At 43.2% G+C, this 2,479-nt stretch carries 4 protein-coding genes and 1 pseudogene; 2 read left to right on the plus strand and 3 right to left on the minus strand.

Annotated features, from left to right (window positions below; translation table 11 throughout):
* Together QTN94_RS19530 and QTN94_RS20695 are read right to left on the minus strand one after the other, a co-directional pair.
* Positions 1–746, minus strand: a 746-nt coding sequence (locus QTN94_RS19530; protein WP_331428600.1) for a PAAR domain-containing protein, incomplete at its 3' end; no start/stop codon positions are given.
* Positions 747–984: 238 nt separating this feature from the next.
* Positions 985–1,200, minus strand: a complete 216-nt coding sequence (locus QTN94_RS20695) for a recombinase family protein (protein ID WP_443088814.1) — start codon at positions 1,198–1,200, stop codon at positions 985–987.
* Between QTN94_RS20695 and QTN94_RS19535 the strand changes: the two are divergent.
* Positions 1,182–1,578, plus strand: a pseudogene (locus tag QTN94_RS19535) (DJ-1/PfpI family protein). The gene QTN94_RS20695 and the pseudogene QTN94_RS19535 overlap by 19 nt on opposite strands.
* A 35-nt stretch (positions 1,579–1,613) precedes the next feature.
* A complete protein-coding gene (locus QTN94_RS19540; RefSeq protein ID WP_331428601.1) occupies positions 1,614–1,739 on the plus strand; it encodes a hypothetical protein in 126 nt (41 codons plus the stop codon).
* Between the two features lie 21 nt (positions 1,740–1,760).
* On the opposite strand, the gene QTN94_RS19545 is transcribed toward QTN94_RS19540, so the two are convergent.
* The coding region (locus QTN94_RS19545; protein ID WP_331428602.1) for an IS5 family transposase at positions 1,761–2,479 on the minus strand (719 nt) is incomplete at its 5' end.

A 2,479-nucleotide genomic window follows, 5' to 3' on the forward strand; every position in this document is an offset into this window, starting at 1 on the left:
TCATTATTCACCACTAGATTACGTCGATAGCTGCCGCCGTGAGAGAAATTACCTACCGTTTCTGTGCGGCGTGATAAGCGATTTTCTTCGAGCTTTTTAAGCGTGCCACCCCCATCAATAAAGCCATTTTTGATTTGATGAATGAGGTCATATCCAGTCTCATAGGAAATATTTTCCCCGTTATACCCTTTCAAGATAACGTCGAATGCTTGACTAAATTCTTTTATCGCTTGGCTATGTACTGACGTTTCCAAATTCAGTGCAGGAAGAAAAATCAAAAGCTCTTCTGTGGCTTTAAGAACTTCATTATCTAGCTTTCTTTTCTCTACAACCGTTGTTCCCGCATTTAAATAACGCCCTCCCATTGAACTCGCGACACTCTGATAAGTTGCCTCCATTTCTTGTGGACTGGCATGGGGTTTAAATCCATAAACCTGCCCATTACTTTGAGAGAATTTCATCGCTCCAGCAGAAGCAATGAGCGTATTTGAGCCCCAAGAACAATCACAAGCGACGATATCACCATGCAATGCAGCCTGAATATTATCGACAAAGACCGCAATCGTTTCTAAAGGAATGATTTCCCCTTGCCCTTTTTTGCAAGCGGGACACGTCGCTATCATTTTTATCTGCGTGACACCTTCTCCCACATACATGACATTACCGACACCCGATGTCACGACACCTCCTGTCGTCGTTCTATCACCTTTGTGTATTAAACCTCGACCTTCTGCTTGTACTGACATTGTGAGTTCCTTGTTGACTATTTGCGCCCATCAAGGGCATTGGGAGTTCGGAAAATATCCTACGTTAATTGACAATACCTGCCTGTTTTTATTCATTATGATTCGGCTTTATAGCGAGAAAGCGTTCTAGATACTGTTGGCCGTGATACGGAAAACAGCTCGGCTAGAGTATTGTCTTATTCCGTGTATTCGACACAACTCCTTTTGCTGTTTAACTGAAAGTTTGGGCTGATTTCCTTTAGCTTGAGCAATCGCTCATTCCTTCACAGGTTTTCAAACGAATCAAGCCTCTTTCAAACTCAGCAACAGTAGCCAAAATATTAAAGAACATCTGCCCATTGGGTCTATTTGATTGTAAATACTTGATCTTTATGCCAGTTTCAAATCTCGATTTGGTCATATCTCGTCGGTAACTTTGTTGAAGACTATGAACTGATGGTGCCGTTTCAAGCATTACAAATGGTTGGGCATCAAGTCAAAGTCGTTTGCCCTGGAAAGCAGAGTGGTGAAACCATTAAAACCGCGATCCATGATTTCGAGGGAATACTTACGCCTTAACCCTCAAGTGATTGAGATTGTTCAGAGCTTTGTGGCACAAGACAAGCCTATCGCCGCGATCTGCCACGGCGCTCAATTACTGGCTGCAGCAAATGTTATTCAAGGAAAATCCATCTCGGCCTATCCAGCTTGCGCTACTGAAGTCACCCTCGCCGGAGCGCAATATGCAGAGCTAGAAATGGATCAAGCACTCACGGATGGCTTATTTGTTACAGCACCGGCTTGGCCCGCTCATCCGGCTTGGCTGGCACAGTTCCACGCACTAATAAGCTAGACCAAAGGCGTAGTGAGTTTTGCGCGAAATTCACTATGCTAAGAAAAAACAGCTGGGTTAGGAAAGCGATGTGTGAAATCTATTCCGGAGCAGAAGAGCAACTCTTTGAGCTCAAGTCTCGTTCAGTCCGTATCGATGGCGTTGTCATTAGGGCGTGTTGATCTTTGCTGTACGTTTTATGCTCAGCAATACATTGTTAGCCACATTAACATAAATGCCAGCGATACCATGCTGGCATAGTTCCTTTTCAACTTGTCATATCTAGTGGATATTGCTCGATAATGCTTGATTTTAGCAAATGCATTTTCAACTAAATGACGATACTTATATAGACACCAATCCATACTTTCCTTGTCTATATCTTGCCCATAGTTGCGTTTAGCTATGACGGTTGTTCCACCTTTTAATTGGACAAAATGTCGAAAGGGGTCACTATCATAGCCTTTGTCACAAACAATGGTATTCACTTCATCTAACTGTTCTACAAGGCTTTCGGCATGGACAATATCGTGTCGTTGCCCCTCAGAAAGGTCAAAACAGATAGGTAATCCACCACTGTCTACAGCTAGATGGATCTTAGTTGAATTACCGCCACGACTCTTTCCAATGCACTCGCTATCTGGTGTTGCCGCACCAGTACTATGCTGATGAGCACGGACAATTGAACCGTCTAGAAAGACCCATTCAAAATCAGCCATGTTAGATAACTGATTGAAAAGTAGTTTTAAAATGCCTTTTCTAGACCAAAGGTTGAAGCGTCTATAAACGGTACTCCACTCACCGAATTCAGAAGGTAAATCTCTCCATGGCACGCCAGTTCTCATTCGAAACAGTATCCCTTCGAAAGTCATCCGATGCTCTGGTTTATTATAAACTCGACCGGTACTCGTCATCACTTGAA

It is taken from the genome of Vibrio sp. M250220 (genome assembly GCF_036533795.1).
Classification (GTDB): Bacteria; Pseudomonadota; Gammaproteobacteria; order Enterobacterales; family Vibrionaceae; genus Vibrio.

Coding starts and splice junctions, on each gene's coding strand:
- QTN94_RS20695 (WP_443088814.1), bottom strand. CDS start 1,200: ATGCTTGAAACGGCACCATCAGTTCATAGTCTTCAACAAAGTTACCGA.
- QTN94_RS19540 (WP_331428601.1), top strand. CDS start 1,614: ATGCTAAGAAAAAACAGCTGGGTTAGGAAAGCGATGTGTGAAATCTAT.